This window comes from Streptomyces sp. NPDC001270, from assembly GCF_042896695.1.
In the GTDB taxonomy this organism is placed as follows: Bacteria; Actinomycetota; Actinomycetes; order Streptomycetales; family Streptomycetaceae; genus Streptomyces.
Window position 1 is genome coordinate 326,852 of sequence record NZ_JBIAXM010000005.1, and the last position, 20,948, is coordinate 347,799.

The window sequence follows — 20,948 nt, forward strand, 5'->3', positions numbered from 1 at the left end:
AGGAAGTGCGGGCCGTGCGGGCCGAGTCGGTCGCCGAACGAGCAGCGCCGGCCCGCCATGGTCATTCCTGCCGCTCGCGGGCCCGGCTGAACCTGTCCCGGCCTTCGGCCAGGTCCACGATCGGGTCGGGGTAGTCGAGTGCGGCGCGGCGCTCGCCGGGCAGCCGCCACGGCTCGTGCACCGCGGGCACGTCCACGCCCTCCAGTTCGGGCACCCAGCGGCGCACGTAGGTGCCGTCGGGGTCGTAGAGCTTGGCCTGGATGACCGGGTTGAGGATCCGGTTGGGCCGGGTGTCGGTGCCGGTGCCGGCCATCCACTGCCAGTTGAGCTGGTTGTTGGCGATGTCGCCGTCGACCAGCCAGTGCAGGAAGTGGGCGGCGCCGATCCGCCAGTCGACGTAGAGGGTCTTGGCGAGGAAGCTCGCGGTCAGCAGGCGGGCGCGGTTGTGCATCCAGCCCTCGTGGCGCAGTTGCCGCATCGCCGCGTCGATCACCGGGTAGCCGGTACGGCCCTCCCGCCACGCCTCGATGTCGGCCCTCGCCGTGCGCTCGGTGCGCCAGCGGTCGCGTTTGGTGCGGTAGTCGGCGTGGGCGCTCTCCGGGCGGGCGGCGAGGACCTGGCGGTGGAAGTCGCGCCAGGCCAGCTGCCGTACCAGCGCCTGCGGGCCCGCCCCGCCCCGGCGGCGGGCCCGGTGGACCAGTTCCACCGGGGACAGGGTGCCGAAGTGCAGGTGGGCGGAGAGCCGGGAGGTGGCGTCCGCGGCCAGGTCGTCGCGCAGGTCCTCGTACGTGTCCAGGCCCTGCCGCCAGTAGGCGGTCATCCGCCTGCGGCCCTCGCGTTCCCCTCCGGGCGGCAGGGCGGGCGAGACGCCGGTGACGTCGGCGCGCGCGGGCAGCGGCTCGCTCTTCACCTGGTCGGGCACGTGCACGCGGCGCGGGGCGGCCACGGCCGTGCGCAGGCAGAACCGTGTCCACTGCCGGTAGTACGGCGTGAAGACGGCGAAGTGGTCGGAGGACGAGGGGGTCACCTCGCCGGGCGGAACGGCGACGGTGACCGCGTCATGGACGAACAGGCGGCGGCCGTCGGACTCCAGGGCCCGCCGCAGCCGCTCCTCCCGGCGGGTGGCGAAAGCGCTGTGCGCCGCCGCCATGTGCACCTCGTCGGCGTCCGCCTCCGCCACCGCGCGGCAGACCTCCTCCGCCAGGTCCCCGGAGCGCACCACGAGCCGCCCGCCGCGCTCCCGCAGCGAGGCGTCCAGGTCGGTGAGGCAGTCGGCGAGGAAGGCAGTGCGGTTGGGGGTGGCGAACCCGGCCGCCTCGACGGCCCGGTCGCGCACGAAGAGCGGGACCACCGCGTCGGCGGCCTCCAACGCCGCGCGCAGCGGCGGATGATCATGCAGGCGCAGGTCGGAGGTGAACAGGACGACCGAGACGTGCATGGCGGTCAGCTTCTTTCCGGTGGTCGGCGACGGTCGGTGCGGACAGCGCGGTGTTCGCTGTCCGCACCGTCTTCCGCCGACGCGGCGGGTCCGGATGCGGTACGCCGCCCGGCCGCGGCCGGTGCGGGGGTGTGCGGGCGCTCCTGCTGTGCGCGGGCAGCAGCGTGGACGATGCCCCGGGCCATGCCGCCGAAGACGACCGCGTGAAAGGGCGAGACGCTCCACCAGTACAGGTGGCCCAGCAGCCCGCGCGGATGGAACAGCGCCCGCTGCCGGTACCGCACGGGCCCGGCGCCGGTGTCGTCCACCCGCAGCTCCAGCCAGGCCAGGCCCGGCAGCCGCATCTCGGCGCGCAGCCGCAGCAGCCGCCCGCGCTCGATCTCCTCGACCCGCCAGAAGTCCAGCGAGTCCCCCACCCGCAGCCGCCGCGCGTCCCTGCGGCCCCGGCGCAGGCCCACACCGCCGACGAACCGGTCGAGCCGGCCGCGCAGGGCCCAGGCCGACGGGAAGGAGTACCAGCCGTTCACCCCGCCGATGCCCTCGATCACCTCCCACAGCGCCGCCGGCGCCACGTCCGCCTCGCGTTCCCGCAGGTCGGTGTAGAGGCTGCCGCCCGCCCAGTCCGGGTCGGTGGGCAGCGGATCGCTGGGGGCGCCCGGCACGGACGCCGAGGACCAGCGGGTGGCGACCTCCGCCTCCCGGACGCGGCGCAGCGCCAGGTCGACGGCCCGGTCGAAACCGAGGGGATGGCCGGGCGGGCTGGGCACGTACTGCTCGATGTCCCGCTCCCGGCAGACCACTTCGTGCCGCAGGGACTCCGCGAGCGGGCGGGCGACCGAGGCCGGCACCGGGGTGACCAGGCCGACCCAGTGACTGGACAGACCGGGCGTGAGCACGGGCACCGGCACGATGAGCCGCCGGGGCAGGCCGGCGACGGCGGCGTACCGCTGCATCATCTCCAGGTAGGTGAGCACCTCCGGGCCGCCGATGTCGAAGGCACGGCTGACGTCGGCCGGCAGACCGGCGCAGCCCACCAGGACACGCAGGACGTCCCGTACGGCGATCGGCTGGATGCGGGTGTGCACCCAGCGCGGGGTGACCATCACCGGCAGCCGTTCGGTGAGGTAGCGCAGCATCTCGAAACTGGCCGACCCGGAGCCGATGATGACGGCCGCACGCAGGTGGGCGGTCGGCACGCCCGAGTCCAGCAGGACCCGGCCGACCTCGGCGCGGGAGCGCAGATGCGGGGAGAGCCGTGACTCGGGCACGCCTTCCGGGGCGAGACCGCCGAGGTAGACCAGGCGGCGGACGCCGGCCCGACGGGCCTGCTCCCCGAAGACGCGGGCCGCGTCGCGGTCGGTCCGCTCGAAGTCGCGGCCGGTGCCGAGCGCGTGCACCAGGTAGTGGGCGACGTGCACGCCGTCCATGGCCCGCGCCACCGATTCCGCGTCGGTGACATCGCCCTGCACGATCTCCACCCGATCCGCCCACGGGTGGTCGCGCAACTTGCCCGGAGTACGCACCAGGCAGCGCACCCGGTGCCCCGCGTCCAGCAACTCGGGCACCAGCCGACCGCCGATGTAACCACTCGCGCCGGTCACCAGACAGGTCAGCGCCGCACCCGCCGACGCCCGGCCCCCGGCCGCCGCCCCTGCCACCTCGTCCGCCACAGGTACCGTCCCAGTCGTCGCCCACGCGCGGATGCCTCGCACCGCGCCCTCCGTACCTCTACGGTGCTGGCCACACGCCCGGATGCACCCCCGAGGCGGTGCGACCGGGTGACGGCTGCGGTCCAGTGCCCCCGGCAGGCACCGTCCGCCCGTCGAGGAGCGGCTTTCGGTGCGTGGCCCCCACTGCCCTGGACGGGCGTGCCCAGGCGGTCCCCGTGCGCGGCAGCGGCCCATCGCCGGCCCGCCTTCCGAGCCGCGCGCCCCGCCGAGTGCGGATGTGAACGATCTCCTGAGGTTTCGATCGCCGGGGGCAGCGGAAGACGGTCAGCCGGCCGCGATCAGTTCGTGCGTCGCCGTACCGGTTTTCCGGTCCGCCGGGGGGCCTTCGGGCACCCGGAGGGTCACGCGTGCGTCACGTGGGCGTCACGTCCGGCCGGAGCGGTTTCCTCACCCGATCGCTTCGGCCAGGTCTGCCAACAGGACGTCGGCCACCAGTTCCTCGACCACGGCGGTGCCGTGGTCGGTCATGGCACGGGTCAGCTCGGGGTCCCAGGGAGCCTCGGTCAGGCGGCCGGGCTCAGGTCCGTGCGGTGTGCGGGCGGTCGCGGCACGGTAGTCCGCCGCTGTCATGCGCCAAGGCCGGGCCGGGGACCGAGGTTTCCTCAGCAGAAGTTGGAGTGGAGTGATGCGAACCGAGAAGCGCGCCGACGACAGTTGCCCACTTGTCCATCAGCGCCGGTTGCCGCTCCCGGGTGAGGACGGCTTTCGCGCCCGTCCGCCCACGGGGCCGCAACCCATGAACGCCCGTCCGGTCGGCCCGAGGACGACCGGATACAGTGCGCGGGACGGCAGCCCGATCAGAGAGGGGAAGCGTGACCGACACCAGCAACACCCGACCCGCCGACAGCGAAGCGCAAGTTCCACGGCAGAGCCGACTGCGCCGCCTGATGCGCTCCATCCCCCTGATCGCCCCCGTCCTGCTGTGGGCCGTGCCCTGCTGGGTGCTCCTGCACACCGGCCAGCACTGGCCGCTGCCCGTCACCCTGGCCGGCACCGCCCTGTTCGTCCTCGGCCTCATCGGTATGCCGCTCGCGATGGTGCGCGGCCACGGCCGGCGCCAGCAGGACCGGGCGGCGATCGTCGGTGACACTTTGCTGGGCACCAGCTGGGTCCTGTTCACCTGGTCCGTTCTGCTCGGCGTCCTGTTGCGGCTCGCCCTGACCGTGGCCGACGTCGGCGAGAGTCAGGACCGGGCCCGAATCGTCACCTGGGCCGTCCTCGGCATATCCGCCGTACTGCTCGGCTGGGGATACGCCGAGGCCCGTCGCGTGCCACGGGTGCGCCGCCTCGACGTGCAACTCCCCCGGCTGGGCGCCGGGTTGGACGGCCTCCGCGTCGTCCTCATCACCGACACCCACTACGGCCCGCTCGATCGCGCTCGCTGGTCGGCGCGGGTGTGCGAGACGGTCAACACTCTGGAAGCCGACCTGGTCTGCCACACCGGCGACATCGCGGACGGCACGGCCGAACGCCGCCGCGCCCAGGCCGTCCCACTCGGCACCGTGCGGGCCACCCGGGCCCGGGTCTACGTCACCGGCAACCACGAGTACTACAGCGAGGCACAGGGCTGGGTCGACCTGATGGGCGAGCTGGGCTGGGAGCCGCTGCGCAACCACCATCTACTGCTCGAACGCGGGGGCGACACCCTCGTGGTCGCCGGTGTGGACGACGTCACCGCCGAGTCCTCCGGGCTGGAAGGCCACCGCGCCCACCTGGCCGGAGCCTTGGACGGCGCCGACCCCGACCTGCCCGTCCTGCTCCTGGCACACCAGCCCAAGTTCGTCGACCGGGCGGCGGCCGACGGCATCGACCTCCAGCTCTCCGGCCACACCCACGGCGGCCAGATCTGGCCCTTCCACCACCTGGTCCGCATCGACCAGCCCGCCCTCGCCGGCCTCAGCCACCACGGCACCCGCACGCTCCTCTACACCAGCCGCGGCACCGGCTTCTGGGGCCCACCGTTCCGCGTCTTCGCCCCCAGCGAGATCACCCTGCTCGTGCTCCGCTCCCCGCACCTGCCCACCTCGCCGTAGCACCGCGCGGGCCGACACATCCACTGGGAGCAGCCCCGAGCCCAGGGGTACGGCGTCGACAGACGACCGGGCCCTTCTCCCTGGGGACAAGATCCGGACCGCTCCCGGGCCGACGGCTCCAACGAGCCCTACGTGGCCACGTTCCAGGCAGGTCAGCGACGGAACGCCAAATGAGCGTCAGGATGCCTCCGAGAGCGTCATTTCAGCGTCAGGACATCGCCCGTAACGCCCACACCGCACATACTGCCCACCACCCGAACCCACAGGTCAGGAGCCCTTTGCGACCGGTTCGAGGATCGCCACGCACTCCACATGATGCGTCATCGGAAAGAAACGTCAGAATGTGGAGGATGTAACGTATTCGCAGGTCAGACGCCATTTATAGCCCCGCCGAAGGACCCTTCGAACGCTCGGAGCGTCAAACGAGCGTCACGGCCGAGGCATGAGCTGACCTCCGCCCAACGAGGCCCAGCCAGTGGTCAGCGCTCGCTCTGCCTCGCCTGCGCCGACCCTCATCCCCATGACTACGACCGACTGAAGGCCGTGGAGTGAGGAACCTACCGCTCCTCATGCCCTGCGGTAGGCATCGCTCCTCGGCAGCTGAGAGCAGGCTGGCAACTGCCACGCCAAGCAGGCGACGGCCACGAAGGGGTGTGGGGCGGCATTGTCGTGCCCTCTCAGGTTAAACGTTCACAGAAGGGCGTCTCACCACAGGCTGACAGAGAGGGGGCCGTCCGGCGCGCCGACGACCTGCTCCACTACGCGAAAGTCCGTGACCAGTAAGAACGCCGCTCCTGCGGCGACGGCGCCAAGGGCGAGCGACTCTATGACTGGACGGCCTTCGCCGTGCAGGTCAAAGACGCGAACCCGGCCGAGGGCTTCACGCACTGGCTGGTGCTGCGACGGTCCCTGCACCCCAACCGGCGTGGCAAAGACGGACAACTCCACCGCGAGATCGCCTACTTCCTCGTCCACGCCCCCGTCGGCACCACAGTCTCGGAGGTCATCGCCAGGGCCGGTGGCCGCTGGCAGATCGAGGAGGACAACGAGATCAACAAGCAGCTTGTCGGCCTGGCCCAGTACCAGGTCCGCAAGTGGACCCCCTGGCACCGTCACGTCACCGCCTGCATGCTGGCCACCGCGTTCCTCAGCGTTCAACGCGCCGCCATCCCCGAACCCGACCAGACCCCCGAACCCGAGCCGGGCACCGGCCCGGAGCAAGCCCCCGATCAGGGAAAAGCTCCGGGCATCGAGGAGAGCGAGGCCGCTGGCTGATCCCCGGCCCGCTCCTGCGGCCCTCGGTCCACACCATCCGGCACTGCCTGGCCGCCACCCACCTCAACCCGCGCCACCCCGTGGAGACCCTCCTGCCCTACGAGTTATGGCGCCGACTTCACCAGACCCGCGCCATGGTCAGCCACTACCGACGCCGCGGAGACCCGCTCCCGCACCACCTCCGCCCCTGGGCCCACCACCGGCCGATCCCACCCATCATCGATCCTCAAGATCTCCGGCTGGAGTACAAGTGATGAATCGACTCTCCTGGCTGGATGGAATATTGATCGCAGTCACGTTGCCGAACGGCCATCTCCAGAGCGTCCAGGACGAAAACGGCATCCTCGACGGTGGCGGCCGAGCAGCCGACACTCCAGCGGGAAAAGGTGTCCCGCCGAACCCGACGTAGACGGTGGCAGCCCAGGTCCTCACGTAGGTGAAGTCCGCCACCCAGCACCGGTTCACCGCCTCGTCGACGAAGGCGCGCTCCAGACGGTCGGGAGCCCGTTCGACCCGCCCGCCGGAGAGCATGGTGATCACCTTCCTGCGGCGGACGGCGCCGGTGGTGCCGAACTCGCGCAAGGGGCGCTCGACGATACAGCGGGCCACCGCCTGTCCCTGCCGGTTCAGCTCACGCCAGATCTGCGGCCTCGCGTGGGGAGGGGGAGGGCGCCGGGCGGGTGCGAGACCCGAGTATGGCCGAATCCGTTCTTGCCTGCGTGCTCCCAGGTAAGGACTTCCCAATCAGCCGAAGCGCAGTTATGTTCAATCCGCAATCGATGTTGTCGATCGGTGCGGTCCACTGCCCTACCAGGACAGACGGTCGCGCCCGATCGGCACGCCCCGCAGCCCCCGAAAAGGACGTCGCCGCACCGGCGATACCCCCTGCCCGAGAGCGCGTCACCCCGACGCCGCCGAGCACAGCACACCGCAGTCCGTCGCTCCCATCAGACGGACCGGGCCAACTCACCGTACCGATCGAGCCCGAGCAAGGTTCCCATGGTCACAGCCTTCATGTTCCCCGGCGCGGGCTCCTCCTACGCGGACCCCTACGCGCACTACCCGCCCGGCCAGCGCATCGCCGCCGAGCTCGCTGACCGCGTCGACGCGGTCAGCGCCTCGTACGGCTGGCCGACCGTGCGCACCGAGCCGGATCGGACACGGACCTCATGGGATCAGGCGAGCGAACTGCGGACCTACCACTTCCAACTCTGCTGCCTGCGCATCCTCGACGAAGAGTTCGGCCTGCGTCCCGACGTGGTCGTCGGACACAGCCTCGGCGAGATCACCGCTCTGGTCGCCGCGGGAGGACTCACGGTCGAGGACGGGGCGCTGCTGCTGTGCGAACGGGCCCGCGCCCTGCGACTGCACGCCCGACCGACCGGCGCCACCGCGGCGTTCATGCTGTCCGCGGCGGAGGCTGAGGACTTCGCCAGGTCGGCGCGGGACGTGGTCGTCGCCGCGGTGAACGGCCCGTCACAGATGATCCTCTCCGGACCGGCCGAGCAGCTGCGGTTACTGCTGAGCGCCGCCGATTCCCGCGGAATACTGGCGACGACGCTACGCACCGGCCCGTATCCACAGCATCACCCGTGCCTCGGCGCCGCCCGCACCCGCTACCTCGACGCCGTGCGCGCCGTTCCGCAGGGAGCACCGCGAATACCTGTGGACTCACCGGTCCTCGGGCGTCGGCTCCGTGCGGGCGACGACCTGATCGCCGTCACCGCGGCCCAGTTGACCCATCCGCTGGATTTCGCGCAGGCCGTCACTCGACTGCTTGCAGCGGGTGTCGACCGCTTCGTGGAATGCGGCCTCAAGGACACCCTCTCCCAGTTCGTCGCCGAGATCGCGGGGGACACCGTCCACACGTGGGCCCCGTTCAGAAAACGCCTGACTGACAACGATGTCCGGCGCCACCTCAAGGAGTGACCATGCTGCCCGAACCCGATGCCCTGCTGGCGAGCCTGCGGACGATGTACGCCACGGCGCTGGAGATCCCCGAGGAACTGGTGACGCCGAACGTCGACCTGGAAGCGGAACTCGGCCTGGACTCCCTGCAACACCGGCTCGTGCTGTGGCGCGCCGCGGAGCTGTGGGACGTGGAACTGGGCAATGCCGAGTCTCCGGCGACGCTCACCCTCTCAACGGTGGCCGACCTGCTGCGCAGCCATGACACCGGGCAGGCGGCACAGCGCCGCAACCCCGTCCGCGAAGAGCTGCACGTCGACTCCGGACCCGCGGAGCGGCGTCCCGACCCCACGCACGAAAGATTGTGAGCTGCGGTGTACGAGGAGCCTGTCTGCCTGGTCGCGGCGGGGGCCGTGCTACCCGGCTGCGAGGGGATCGAGGATCTGTGGCGCCGTGCGCAGGACGGTCCGCTGCCGCTCGGACTCCCGCACCGGTTCCACGGTCACGAGGAACTGACCGCGGCCGTCCGGGAGGACGGCGGCCAAGTACATGACCTGCGCTTCGGCGAAGTGCCCGGCACCGCCGACGATCAGCCCGGCGACCTCCAGGTCTCCTGGCTGCGCCGAGCCCTGCGGCAGTGCCTCACGGCCGCACCCGGGCAGTTGTCCAGACCCGGTCTCTTCCTCGCCGCGTCCACCGACACCAGCTACGAGCTCGACGCCGCCCTCAGCGCCGACCTGATCGCCACCGGCGCGGCGGCGCACCTGCCGCCCGAGGAGGATGGCGCCCCGGCCGACGGGATGCGACGCCGGCTGGCACGGGCCGATCCGTGCGCGGCCTCCCACCACAGCGCGTACCTGCCGTACGAGCAGGCCAGGCGGGCGGTCGAGGGCGTCCTGCCGCAGGACACCGCGATCCTGGTCATCGACAATATCTGCCCGTCCTCCCTGTATGCCGTGGACCTCGGCGCCAGGCACCTGCTGGACGGGGAGGTGGACATCGCCTTCTGCGGCGGGGTGAGTTCGCACGGGCCGCTGCGGCAGTCCTACTTCTCCGAGATGGGAACGCTGTCCCCGTCCGGCGAGCTCCGGGCGTTCGACGCGGCCGCGGACGGCACCGTCTTCTCGGAGGGCGCCGCGCTCGTCGTACTCAAACGGCTCGGCGACGCCGTCCGCGACCACGACACGGTGCTCGCGGTACTGGCCGGTTTCGGCGCAGCGTCCGACGGAAAGAGCAAGGCCATCTTCGCGCCCGGCCAGCAGGGCCAGACTCGCGCGATGACCCGGGCGATGAACGTCAACGGCGTGCCCGGCAGCGGGATCGCGTGGGTCGTGGGCCACGGCACGGCCACCCGCGCGGGCGATGCCACCGAGCTGCGTTCCATCGCCGCCGCGCACTCCGGCGGCACGCCCTGGGTGACCGGCAACAAGCCCGCACTCGGCCACACCGGAATGGCCTGCGGCGCGGTCTCCCTCATCCAGGCCGCACTGGGGCTGCACCGCGCCACCATCCCCCGGCAACCCCAGCACACGGAACTGCCCGAGTACGCTCGCGCACTCCCGCTCCGCGTCCCCTCGGCCCCGGTGGCACTCGACGCGTCGACGACGGGCGGCGATCCGCCGCTCGCGGGCGTGTTCGCCTGCGGACTGGGAGGCATCAACGGCTACCAGCTCCTGCGCTCCCCGGGAGCCCGGCAGGAGACGGTGCGATCGGCACCGCCCCCGCTCTGCAACGAGCTGGTCCTCGTCCGCTGGAGCGCCCTGCTCCCTGGCCGGCCCGACGACAACGCCGTCGCGGCGCGGCTGTCCCGGGGCGAGGCACCCGCGGAGACATCCCGCTTCGAAACCCCCTATCCCGTACCGCCGTTCGAGAAGTCCCTGATCCCGCCGAAGGTGTCGGCCCAGTTGGACACGGGCCAGCTGCTGGTGCTCGAACTCGCGGGCAGACTCGGCGCGTTGGAGCACCGCCCCGAGCCGCTCTGGGCGGGGCTGGAGGAGCGCACCGGCGTTTTCGGCGCGCACTACGGCCTCAACCGCTCCGCCGTCGACTCCACACTGCGGTGTCTGGGTACCGCTACCGCCCGCTCGCTGGAGGGCGCGCAGGCACGGGCGGCGGCCGACTACCTTCGCGAACGCCGGTCGAACAGCGAGCCGCTCGGCGCCTACACCCTCATCAGCCGGATGTCGTCGGCCGCGCTCGGCTGGGTGGCGAACCGCAGGGATCTGCACGGCCCCACGATGATGGCGGACGCGGGACCGGACTCCGCACTTGCGGCGCTGCACGCGGCGGGCTGCTACCTGCGGCGCGGCGACGTCGACCTCGCCCTGGTGATGGCCTGGAGCGCGGGCGCGCTGGAGCAGGCCGCGGAATCGCTCGGCCTCGCCCCGGACCAGCTCGCGGAAGGCGCCTACGCGGTGGCCCTCGCCCGCCCCGAGACCGCACGGGAACGCGGCTGGCCGGTGCTCGCGCGCGTGCGGACCGGGCTCCGTACCGAGCCCGGCGCGGCGGACCGGCGGGAGCCCCCGCGCTTCCTCGCCGCGGACGGCATCGTCGCCGTACTGCGCGCCGTCCTCGCGGGCGAACTTCCCCGGCGGTTCTCAGGCTCGGCGGGACCGACCGTCACCGTCCTTCCGCCCGCGCGGGACTGAACTTCGGAGGAACACGATGACCCCGCTGTACACACTGCGGCTCGTGCCGGCGCCGGCCGTGACGGTCTCGCCGGAACGCGACCCCCTGCCGCGCGGCGCGCTCGTGCTCACCGACGACCGGGAGACCGCGGTACACCTCTCCCGGACGGCGCGGCCGGACGTCACCACCGTCGTCGTGCCGCCGGAGGCGGCGGCCTGGGACGAGGACGCGATCACCGCACTCCTGCCCGCCGGTGACGCGTTCCCCTGCCATATCCGTGTCATCGCCTCGCTGCACCCGGCCACGTGGCCCGCCGCGCCCGAACCGCGTCTGCTGGCCCTGCAGGAGGCGGCCTTCCTGGCTGCGAAGCGGCTCGCGCGTTCCGCCCCGTCGGACTCGTCGCTGGTGGCCCTCGTCCTCGACCCCTTCACGGACGGCGCACCCCACCCGTACGGCGCGCTGCTGACCGGCCTCATCAAGTCCCTCACCTGGGAGTTGCCGCACACCGAGGCGTACGCCGTGGTGACCGACGCGGCCACCCTGCCGACCGCGCTGGCGCGACTGCGGCACGAGTCCGGCTGCGTCAGAGGACTGCCGGTGGCCTACTACCGGGGGGAGCCCGCGACCGGCGCGCGTTGGGAGGAACGGCTGCTGCCGGTGGAGCGCTCGCAGGAAAGGTTGTCGCCGGTGGCGGACGCGGGGCCGGTGGAAGGGCTGTCCCCGGGGGACGGCGCCTACGCCGCAGGTGCCACCGCCCCTCCGGCACGGCCGGGAAGTGGTCCTGTCGTCCTTGCGGTGGGAGGCGCCCGTGGGATCACCGCGCGGTGCCTGGAGGGTATGCGGACCCCTCCGTCCATGCTCTGGCTGCTCGGCAGCACCGACTCCGCGACGATGGCGGCGAACTCCCGCGAGATAGGCACGGCCACGGCCGAGGAGTACGTACGAAGACGCCGAGCCGCCGAACCCCACGTACCGATAGCCGAGTTGCGCGGTACCTACGACCGCTGCCGCAGGTCCCGCGAATCCCTGGCCGGCCTCGCCGCCCTGCGGCAGCGGTTCGGTGCGGAACGGGTCCACTACCTGGGATGCGACGTCACGGACGAGAGCGCCGTGCACCGCGCCGCCGCGGTGATCCGCGGTGTGACGCCCCGCATCGATCTGCTGGTCAACGGCGCCGGGATCAGCGGGGCCCGGCGGCTGACGGCGAAGGACCTGGCGACCTTCCGCAAGGTCCGGGACACCAAGGTCGCAGGACACCACCACCTCAAGTCCGCGTTCGCGGCGTCCGCACCGCGCCTGTGGTGCACCTTCGGCTCGGTCGCCGGAGCGTTCGGGCTGGTGGGCGAGACCGACTACGGGCCGGCCAACGACGTTCTGAACGCCGCGGCGCGTTATGAGGAGGCGCGGTCGAGGTCGGTGCGTGGGGAGTCGTCGGCGCACGGGGAGTTGTCGACACCCCCGGAGTCGGCGGCGTCCCGGGAGCCGTCGGCACACCCGGACGCGCCGGCGTGCGACGGATCGGCGGACTCCGGGGCCGCCGAGTACGTCATCAACTGGAGCCTGTGGGGCGCGTCAGGTCTCGGCCCGCGGGCCGGCTTCACAGAGTACGCGGCGAACGCCGGGACTCTCGGCCTGCTCTCCGACGCGGAGGGACAGCGGTTGTTCAACGCGGAGGTCGAAGCCGATCGGCCGGGCCGGGCCGTGCCCGTGCCCTTGGGCGACGCGGAACGGCGCATGCTGCGCTCCCGGTTCCCGGCCCTGGTGGACACCCCCGAGCGGCGCCCCTATCTTGGGACTCCCTCGTGGGTCGGCGAGGACGGCGCCGTCTGGGAACTCGATCTCGCCCGGTACGGACACCTCTTCGGACACCGCAGGGAGTCGCGGGCACTGCTGCCGGGTGCGCTGGCACTGGAACTCGCGGCGGAGGCAGCCGACTTCCTCGTCGGCGCAGCGCCCGTACACAGCTTCCGGGACATCCGCTTCCGGGCACCGATCGCGGTGGACCCGCAGATGGTCCGTTACCTGCTCACCGCCTCGTTCGACCCGGCCGGTTTCGCCCGCGGCACCGTCCGGGTCGGTATCCGCTCGCGGGTTGTCACCGGACACCACGATCGGCGCGTCCAGCACTTCGACGTGCTCGTTCCCATCGGCGACGGTGAGGACGACAGCGCCGCGCCCGGCGGGCGCGCCGCGCCTCAGGCCGGTGCGGGCGTGCGGCGCACACCGGCGGTGATGTCGATGTCCGGCCTCTTCGACCAGGTCCGGGACGTGACGCTCACCGAGCTGACGGCAACGGCAGGATGGGAGCCACAGGTCCGCCAGGAGGTCCCGGCGCAGGAGCTGGAGTTCTTCTCCCGGCACCGCATCCCATGGCTACTGGCGGACGCCCTGCTGCAGACCGCGTGTGCCACCGGTACGCCGAACCGGTACGCCACACCGCACTCGATAGGGGAGCTCACCCTGCACACCGCGGCCAACGACCTCACGTTGTCGAGCCGGGAGACGCGGGACGTGCGACTGCGCGTCACCCACACCGGCGGCGCCGCGGCCGGCGATGCGGATGGCGATGCCGACGGGAGCGCGGACGGAGCCGCCGGTGGAATGCTCCCGAGCACAGCCCGGGGAACCGCCGAAGATCCGGCAGGAGGCGGCGGCAGACTCCTCACGATGAGCGGCCTCGTCGTCAGCGGACGGGAAGACGTGTCGGCACGGCGAGGTGCGCGGTGACGGTTCCTGAAGATGTCGTCCTGCTGCGGCTGTTCGGCCCGGAGGGGCGGAGGGACCCGTATCCCTTCTACGGCGAACTGCTGGAGCGGGCCCCCGTACTGCCCGTCGGGGGTAAGCGCGCGGTGGTGATGGGATTCCGGGAGAGCGCCGACGTTCTGCTGAACACCCGACTGTTCAAGGTGCCCGACCGTGACTACGCCGACCGCTCCTGGCCCGGTTGGCAGGAGCATCCGTCGACCGCGTTGCTCTACCGCAGCCTGCTCTTTCTCAACCCGCCGGACAACCAGCCGGTTCGCCGCCTGCTGTCCCGCTCCTTCCACCCCGGGCGCGTCACGCTGATGCGCCCGATGATCGAACGGCAGGCCGCCGCACACGTCGCCGCACTCGTCGCAGACGGCAGCGGTGCCGACGCGGCGTACTCGTTCACCGCCCTCCCGAACTCCGTGATGGGCGAACTGCTCGGCATCCCCCACGACGACATGGAGCAGTTGGCCGGATGGCTCGACATGTTCCTTGAACGCAACGAGCTGCACTCGCCGGACAAGCCGCTCCGGCAGGCCGACGACGCCGCGCTGCGCCTGGCCGCCTACGTCCGGGAGAAACTGCTCTGCGCACCGGCGGCGGACGGCGCGAGCCTTGTCGGTTCGCTCGCCCAGCTCGGCGCTTTGGACGAACGAGACCTGGTCAGCAACCTGGTGTTCGTACTCGGCGCCGGCACGGTGACCACGAGTTCCCTGCTCGGCAGCGGACTGCTCCACCTCGCACGGGACAACACCCTGCTCCGCAGGCTGCGTGACGACGACGCCCTGCTGACGTCGTTCGTCCTCGAAACCCTCCGCCACGACCCGCCGGTCCAGTACGGCGCCAGGGTCGCCGTCGAGGACACCGAACTGGGCGGACTGCGCATCGCCCGCGACAGCCTGGTGCTCGTGTGCCTGGGCGCACTCGGCCGAGACCCCCGCCGCTTCCCGAACCCAGACACCTTCGTAGCGGACCGATTCACCGCACCGGCCGCCAACCCCAGGGACGTGCTGTCCTTCGGCCTCGGAACCCACCGCTGCGCGGGCGCCGAACTGGCCCTGGTCACCGCGGAGATAGCCTTCCGCCAACTCGCCCAGCGAATCGACACGCTGGCCCTGGCCGGCCCGCCGCAGCGGCAGAACCGCATGGTGGTGCGGAAGTTCAGAAGACTTGAGGTTCAACTGTCCGACGCGTGCCCGAGACGGAAGGAAGACGAAGACGGTCAACTCCTCTGACGTCAAGGGCGGGTGGCCCCAGCAACGGCCGTGACGGCCCTTGGAGGTCCTGCCGCTGCTTCCAGTGCCCCGGCAGGTGACGTTTGCCCGTGAAGGAGCGGCGTATGGGGGTGCCCCCTGCTTGAGCGCAGCCGAAAGCTTGGGGGAGCGTGTCCCCCACTGCCCTGAACGGGCGTGGGGGCACCCCCTTGAGGGTCCCCCCTGCTCGAAGAGCTTGAACAAGGTGCAGCTGTTTCGCATCGCAGCTCACAGAGCCGGCCGGCCTCTTCCTGGTCAGGGAGGGGCGAGGCGGCATCCGTGGGACTTCTCTGGGCCTTTGGGCCTGCGGCGGGCTACGAGCCACGCCCCACGGACCCTGCCGACCGGCCGCGGCTACGCGAAGATCGCGTCGATGGCGGCGCTGCCCCGTGCACCGGCGCGGGGCAGGAAGTGGGTGGAGTTGCCCCGGTCTGACAGACACCGATGGGCTTGCGAGTTATGCAGCTGCGTGGACCACGCTATGTGGTGTCTTCGCAGTGTGGCGACGTTCGTACTCGGCCGGCCTGAGCTGCCCGTTCGCCGAATGGCGGCGGCAGGGGTTATAGAAGCCTTCGATGTAGCCGAAGAGGGCTTGCTCGGCGTGGTGACGGGTGAGGAAGGCGGTTCGGTCGATGAGTTCGGTCTCCAGGGAGGCGAAGAAGCTCTCGGTGACGGCGTTGTCGTAGCACGAGCCGGTGCGACCGGTAGAAGGCCGGATCCCTGCCTCTTCGCATCGCTGACCGAACGTCAGACTGGTGTACTGAGATCCCTTGCCACTGTGATGCACAAGGCCGGGGCGGGGTCTGCGGGCCGTGACCGCCATGGCGAGCGCGTCGGTGACCAGCTCGGTTCGCACGTGGTCGGCCACCGCCCAGCCGACGATGCGGCGGGAGAACAGGTCCATGACGACGGCGAGGTAGAGCCAGCCCTCGCCGGTGGGGACGTAGGTGATGTCCGCGGTCCAGCGCAGGTTCGGTGCGCTCGCGGTGAAGTCGCGGCCCATCAGGTCGGGGGCGGCCGTGGCCTGCCGGTCCTGGCGGGTGAGCGAGGTCCGGCCGGTGCGACGGTGCACACCCGTCAGCCCGGCCTCGCGCATCAGGCGGGCGACGCGCTTGGTCAGCCCGTGGGAGACCTCCACAACGAGACGAGCGGACCGCTCCGGATCCGTGGACTCGGGAAACTCCTGCCTGATGGTGACCGGATACCCGAAGCCGCCGACAACGACGTCCATCCCGCCCTCACGCGGAAAGTAGGACGACCCGACCTTCCGGACTCGTGCCCTCGCCGCGCTGCCTCGGCAGCCAGCCCCTGCAGCATCAGAAGCGACCTGCGGCGCAGCGCAGGCGGCATCACCAACTGCCTCGTGTCGTCCTTGAGCGCAGCCACAACCGGATGAAGGGACACCAGCCGCGTGGGAACCCGGACCCTCGACGCGCCCCTGGTCGGTCGCTGGCTCCGGGCATTGGGATGCGGGCCCTCCGCGAGGAAGAACTCCAGCCCGAGCCGACCGTACGGCACTCTCTCGATACGCTTGCCCACCGGCTCCATGCCGTGCCGCTTCGCGTAGTTGACGACGCGCCGCCACTCCGCCATCTCCTCATCATCGGCATGGTCGAACCGAACGTGTCCTTCGACGAGGAGCCGTTGGACCAACTCGCAAGCTTTCGCCCGCCACGCACGGGCGACAGGTCGCTCACTGTACGGCGGCCAAGACTCGGCGGACACCGACGGCTCGCCACCGTCGACAGGCTCCGCATCGTCAGGATGGCGGCCATGACAGAGGTAGAACCGGCCGGCCCCAGTGACCTCCGCACGGGCAGCACCACCGCCCTTGTCCACCATCAAAAGCCCACGATCACGCAGGGCATACGCCGAGCGCCAATCCCCCGGCGCCCAGGCTCCCGGTTCCTCGCCAGCCGCGATCCGTTCAAGGAGCGCGCGCGCTGGCGTTCGTTCGGAGCGGGCCGTCGTTTCACGGCCTCCGGCCCACACCGCACAGTCACGCCCTGTATAGACCCGAAAGAGCGGCTTTTTGCTGTCGTCATCCCCCTGGGCTTCCGGCCGTGCCACCGAGAGCGTCACCAGTCCTCGACTCCCCCATGGCACTCGCCATATTGAGAGGGCCTGAGCTGCCCAAAAAGGTGCCTGACACCCCATCAGAACGAGCGTCAAACGAGCGTCAAGATACCCCTGCGAGCGTCATTTCAGCGTCAAGATATCGCCCGTAACGCCCACACCGCACATAACGCACACCACCCGAACCTGCAGGTCAGGCACCCTTTGCCGCAGGCTCCAGAATCGCCACGCACTCCACATGATGCGTCATAGGAAACAGATCGAACGCCCGCAGCGTCCGCACCCGGTAACCCTCCTCGCGGAAATACCCCAAGTCCCTTGCCAGCGCAGCGGGATCGCAGGCGACGTAGGCGATCCTGCGGGGGCCGAGTGAGGCCAGGTGGGATACCGTTCGGCGGCCGGCGCCCGCGCGGGGCGGGTCCAGGACGATGAGGTCGGCCTCGGTGATCCCGGTGCGCGGGAGGACCGACTCGACCTTGCCCTGTTCGATGCGCACGCGCGGGAATTCGGCGAGGTTGTGGCGGGCGTCCGCCACCGCCTGCTTGCCGGACTCGATGCCGAGCACCGCGCCCTTCTCGCCGAGGCGGTCGGCGAGGGCGCCGGCGAAGAGGCCGACGCCGCAGTACAGGTCGAGGGCCGTCTCGCCCTTGCGCGGCAGCAGGCCCTGCATGACCGCGGTCACCAGGGTGTCGGCCGCCTTCGGGTGGACCTGCCAGAAGCCGCCGGCCCCCACCCGGTGGGTGCGGCCGTCGGCGCGCTCGCGGACGAAGGGGCGGCCGTGCACGCGGTGCACACCGCCGGACGTCTCGTCGACCCTGAGGACCGAGACCGGCTTGTCCAGCTCCACCAGCGGCAGCCGGGCGCCGGGACGCGGAGTGAGGATCACCTGCCGGTCCCCCGAACCCGTCGCCGCGATGGCCTCGACCGAGTCCATGCCGGACCACTCGCGCTTCTCGATACCCAGTTCGGCGACGCCCGCAGCCGCGATCATGCAGTCGTCGATCCGCTCCACCTCGTGCGAGCGGTGCCGGCGCAGCCCGGCGTGCCCCGCGGCGTCGACCGCGTACTGCACCCGGGTCCGCCACCGGGGCACCTCGCCCGCCGGGAGCTTGTCGCCCTCGGCCGGCATCACGGTGCCGTCCCAGCCGGCCTCCTCGGGGGTGAGGCCCGCGAGGCGCCGCAGTTGCTCGGCGACGACCTCGCCCTTCAGCCGGCGCTGGGCGCCCGGCTTGGCATGCTGCCAGTCGCAGCCACCGCAGCGGCCGGGTCCGGCGTAGGGGCAGGGTGCCGGGACACGGTCCTTGGACGGCTCCAGGACCTCGACCGCGTCCGCGCGCAGGAAGCGGGCGCCTTCCTCACCCTCGGTGACCCGGGCCACCACCCGCTCGCCCGGCAGCGCGTGCCGCACGAACAGGACCTGGCCCTCAGCGGTGCGGGCGATGCAGTGGCCGCCGTGCGCGACGGGGCCGACCTCGACCTCGTACTCCTCCCCCACCAGCGACCCCGCCTGCGACTGCTTCCGTTGTGCCTGCATGGCGGGGTGACTCCAGATCGGGTGAGGGGAACGGCCCGCTCGCGGGCCGACGACAGCCCACCAGTCTACGTGCTCCCCGCAGCGTCCGGGTCCGGGCACCGGGGGCCCCGCACGATCGGCCCCCACCCGGCTCCCCGCCCGTCAGTTCCCGGTGCCGGGCTCTCCCCCCGTCAGTTTCCCGGCGGGCTCGCCCCGGCTCGGTTCGCCGGTGCCGGGGTCCTTCGGCCGCTGCTCCGCCGGGCCGCGACGCACCGCGCCGGGCGCGGTCCACTCCTGCCGCCTGCGGGCCCGGTTCCTGGCCACCTCGGAGGACTGGAGCTGGTAGGGGACCGAGGTCACCATGACACCGGCGGTGAACAGCAGCCGGCCCTTGAGGCGCAGGGCGCTCTGGTTGTGCAGCAGGGCCTCGTACCAGCGGCCGACCACGTACTCGGGGATGATCACCGAGACGGCGTCGCGCGGCGACTCCTTGCGCAGGTTCTTGACGTACTCGATGATCGGCCGGGTGATCTCCCGGTAGGGCGAGTCGAGCACCTTCAGCGGTACCTCTATGCCGCGCCGTTCCCACTCCTCGCGCAGCGCCTTCGTCTCCGTCGCGTCGACGTTGACGGTGAGCGCCTCCAGGGTGTCCGAGCGCATCAGCTGGGCGTAGGCCAGGGCGCGCAGCGTGGGGCGGTGGATCGTGGAGATCAGGACGATCGAGTGGACCCGGGAGGGCCGTACGCTCTCGTCGCTCGGCTCCTCGGGCGCCGCGATCTCCTCGGCCACACTGTCGTAGTGCTTACGGATCGCCGTCATGGTCGCGTAGAAGATCACCATGCCGAGGAGGGCGACCCAGGCGCCGTGGGTGAACTTGGTGACGAGGACGACGACCAGCACCAGGCCGGTGAAGAAGGCGCCGAACGCGTTGATCGCCCGGGAGCGGATCATGTGGCTGCGCCGTGCCGGGTCCCGCTCCACCGCGAGGTGCCGGTTCCAGTGCCGGACCATGCCGGTCTGGCTGAGCGTGAAGGACACGAACACGCCGACGATGTACAGCTGGATCAGCCGGGTCGAGTCGGCGCCGTAGATGAAGACCAGCAGGGCGGCGGCGCCCGCGAGCAGCACGATGCCGTTGGAGAAGGCGAGCCGGTCGCCGCGGGTGTGCAACTGGCGGGGCAGGTAGCGGTCCTGGGCGAGTATCGAGCCGAGCAGCGGGAAGCCGTTGTAGGCCGTGTTGGCGGCCAGGAACAGCACCAGCGCGGTGGCCGCCGCCAGCACGACGAACAGGAAGCTGCCCTTGCCGAACACCGCCTCGGCGACCTGTGAGATCACCGGATTCTGGACGTAGCCGGAACCGAGCGCCATGCCGTGGTGGAGCAGGTCGGTGGCCGGGTTCTCGGCCATCCGGACCTTGGTGGTCATGGCGAGGGCGATGATCCCGCAGAACATGGTCACGGCGAGCAGGCCCATCATCGCGAGCGTGGTCGCCGCGTTCTTCGACTTGGGCTTGCGAAAGGCGGGGACGCCGTTGGAGATCGCCTCGACGCCGGTGAGCGCGGCACAGCCGGACGAGAAGGCGCGCAGCAGCAGGAAGACGAGGGCGAAGCCCGCGAGGCCCCCGTGCTCGGCCTTGATCTCGTAGCCGGCGGTGGGCGCGCGCATGGTGTCCCCGAGGACCAGACCCCGGAACGCGCCCCACACGATCATGATGAAGACGCCCGCGACGAAGACGTAGGTCGGGATCGCGAACAGCGTGCCGGACTCCTTCACGCCGCGCAGGTTCATCAGCGTCAGCAGCACGATCACCGCGACCGCGCACAGCACCTTGTGCTCGACCACGAAGGGGATCGCGGAGCCGAGGTTCTCGATGCCGGAGGAGATGGATACGGCGACGGTCAGGACGTAGTCGACGAGCAGTGCGCTGGCCACCGTGAGGCCCGCCTTGGAGCCGAGGTTGGTGGTGGCGACCTCGTAGTCGCCGCCGCCGCTCGGATAGGCGTGCACGTTCTGCCGGTAGGAGGCGACCACCGTGAACATCAGCACAACGACCGCGACCGCGATCCAGGGGCTGAAGCGGTACGCCGACACGCCCGCGATGGACAGGACCAGCAGGACCTCTCCCGGTGCGTACGCGACGGAGGACAGCGGGTCGGAGGCGAAGACGGGGAGCGCGACGCGCTTCGGCAGGAGTGTTTCTCCCAGCCGGTCGCTGCGGAGTGCGCGGCCGATCAGGATCCGTTTGGGCACGTCGGTCAGTTTGGACACGACAGAGCATCGTAAGGCTTCGAACTGGCAGCCGCCCACCTGCCGTCCCAGATCTGCCTCACGAGTGAAATATGAGGC

14 protein-coding genes are annotated in these 20,948 nt (G+C 71.3%); 7 read left to right on the top strand and 7 right to left on the bottom strand.

All coding sequences use genetic code 11. The features are described from left to right. Positions 1–61: 61 nt before the first annotated feature. The 3 genes from ACFY2B_RS11395 to ACFY2B_RS11405 all read right to left on the bottom strand — a co-directional run bounded on the left by ACFY2B_RS11395 (position 62) and on the right by ACFY2B_RS11405 (position 3,822). A complete protein-coding gene (locus ACFY2B_RS11395) occupies positions 62–1,438 on the bottom strand; it encodes a cryptochrome/photolyase family protein (protein WP_390762911.1) in 1,377 nt (458 codons plus the stop codon). A gap of 5 nt (positions 1,439–1,443) precedes the next feature. Then, positions 1,444–3,096: an SDR family oxidoreductase gene (locus ACFY2B_RS11400; protein ID WP_390762972.1), complete on the bottom strand. Its 1,653-nt coding sequence runs from the start codon at positions 3,094–3,096 to the stop codon at positions 1,444–1,446. Positions 3,097–3,555: 459 nt separating this feature from the next. Further along, positions 3,556–3,822 carry a DUF2399 domain-containing protein gene (locus tag ACFY2B_RS11405; RefSeq protein WP_390762973.1) on the bottom strand — a complete coding sequence of 89 codons (267 nt, stop codon included), beginning with the start codon at positions 3,820–3,822 and terminating at the stop codon, positions 3,556–3,558. 158 nt (positions 3,823–3,980) lie between these two features. On the opposite strand from ACFY2B_RS11405, the gene ACFY2B_RS11410 reads away from it, so the two are divergent. Together ACFY2B_RS11410 and ACFY2B_RS11415 are read left to right on the top strand one after the other, a co-directional pair. After that, positions 3,981–5,201, top strand: a complete 1,221-nt coding sequence (locus tag ACFY2B_RS11410; RefSeq protein WP_390762912.1) for a metallophosphoesterase — start codon at positions 3,981–3,983, stop codon at positions 5,199–5,201. A gap of 846 nt (positions 5,202–6,047) precedes the next feature. Next, on the top strand, positions 6,048–6,476 hold the full coding sequence (locus tag ACFY2B_RS11415) for a hypothetical protein (RefSeq protein WP_390762913.1): 429 nt from the start codon (positions 6,048–6,050) through the stop codon (positions 6,474–6,476). Between the two features lie 216 nt (positions 6,477–6,692). Here the strand turns inward: ACFY2B_RS11415 and ACFY2B_RS11420 are convergent, their stop codons facing one another. Next, positions 6,693–7,085 (bottom strand): hypothetical protein, encoded by a 393-nt coding sequence (locus tag ACFY2B_RS11420; protein ID WP_376523429.1) that lies wholly within the window; start codon positions 7,083–7,085, stop codon positions 6,693–6,695. 390 nt (positions 7,086–7,475) lie between these two features. On the opposite strand from ACFY2B_RS11420, the gene ACFY2B_RS11425 reads away from it, so the two are divergent. From ACFY2B_RS11425 to ACFY2B_RS11445, 5 genes are read left to right on the top strand one after another with little or no spacing between them, the layout of a single operon-like run. Beyond that, entirely contained in the window at positions 7,476–8,405 is a 930-nt protein-coding gene (locus ACFY2B_RS11425; protein WP_390762914.1) for an ACP S-malonyltransferase, read from the top strand. Positions 8,406–8,407: 2 nt separating this feature from the next. Next, a complete protein-coding gene (locus ACFY2B_RS11430; RefSeq protein WP_376523433.1) occupies positions 8,408–8,752 on the top strand; it encodes an acyl carrier protein in 345 nt (114 codons plus the stop codon). Positions 8,753–8,758: 6 nt separating this feature from the next. Beyond that, positions 8,759–11,032 (top strand): beta-ketoacyl synthase N-terminal-like domain-containing protein, encoded by a 2,274-nt coding sequence (locus tag ACFY2B_RS11435; RefSeq protein ID WP_390762915.1) that lies wholly within the window; start codon positions 8,759–8,761, stop codon positions 11,030–11,032. 16 nt (positions 11,033–11,048) lie between these two features. Continuing rightward, on the top strand, positions 11,049–13,739 hold the full coding sequence (locus tag ACFY2B_RS11440) for an SDR family NAD(P)-dependent oxidoreductase (protein WP_390762916.1): 2,691 nt from the start codon (positions 11,049–11,051) through the stop codon (positions 13,737–13,739). After that, positions 13,736–14,995 carry a cytochrome P450 gene (locus ACFY2B_RS11445; RefSeq protein WP_390762917.1) on the top strand — a complete coding sequence of 420 codons (1,260 nt, stop codon included), beginning with the start codon at positions 13,736–13,738 and terminating at the stop codon, positions 14,993–14,995. The genes ACFY2B_RS11440 and ACFY2B_RS11445 overlap by 4 nt, the downstream gene beginning before the upstream one ends. A 475-nt stretch (positions 14,996–15,470) precedes the next feature. Here ACFY2B_RS11445 and ACFY2B_RS11450 read toward each other — a convergent pair whose 3' ends face one another. The 3 genes from ACFY2B_RS11450 to ACFY2B_RS11460 form a co-directional block, all read right to left on the bottom strand. After that, entirely contained in the window at positions 15,471–16,244 is a 774-nt protein-coding gene (locus tag ACFY2B_RS11450) for an IS3 family transposase (RefSeq protein ID WP_390762918.1), read from the bottom strand. A gap of 1,038 nt (positions 16,245–17,282) precedes the next feature. Further along, positions 17,283–18,623 (bottom strand): class I SAM-dependent RNA methyltransferase, encoded by a 1,341-nt coding sequence (locus ACFY2B_RS11455; protein ID WP_390762919.1) that lies wholly within the window; start codon positions 18,621–18,623, stop codon positions 17,283–17,285. Between the two features lie 141 nt (positions 18,624–18,764). Then, positions 18,765–20,870, bottom strand: a complete 2,106-nt coding sequence (locus tag ACFY2B_RS11460) for an APC family permease (protein WP_390762920.1) — start codon at positions 20,868–20,870, stop codon at positions 18,765–18,767. Positions 20,871–20,948: the final 78 nt, after the last annotated feature.